General features: G+C 65.9%; 1 protein-coding gene. It reads right to left on the bottom strand.

The features are described 5' to 3' along the window. Positions 1-213, bottom strand: a 213-nt coding sequence (locus GIS00_RS24690; protein ID WP_230314127.1) for a transposase, incomplete at its 3' end; no start/stop codon positions are given. Position 214: the final 1 nt, after the last annotated feature.

Below are 214 nucleotides of genomic sequence, written 5' to 3'. Positions count from 1 at the left end.
GAGTTTCGGGATCTGCAGCTCCAGATCACCGGCGATCGTGGACAGCGTCCGCGGCCGGTGACCGTTGCGCTGGTTGGTGCGGGACTCGGTCCGCTCGTGCGGGCCGGCACCGATCACCGATGTCAGCTCCGCATCGATCAGAGCCTGGTAGATCGTCCGGGCAGCAGCACGGATCCGTTCCTCGACGCCTGTGTCCTTGAGTTCCTCGAGCAGC

The sequence above is a fragment of the Nakamurella alba genome (assembly GCF_009707545.1).
GTDB lineage: Bacteria > Actinomycetota > Actinomycetes > Mycobacteriales > Nakamurellaceae > Nakamurella > Nakamurella alba.
The sequence above is the reverse complement of the archived record's forward strand: the minus strand, read 5'-3'. Positions and strand labels throughout refer to the sequence as shown.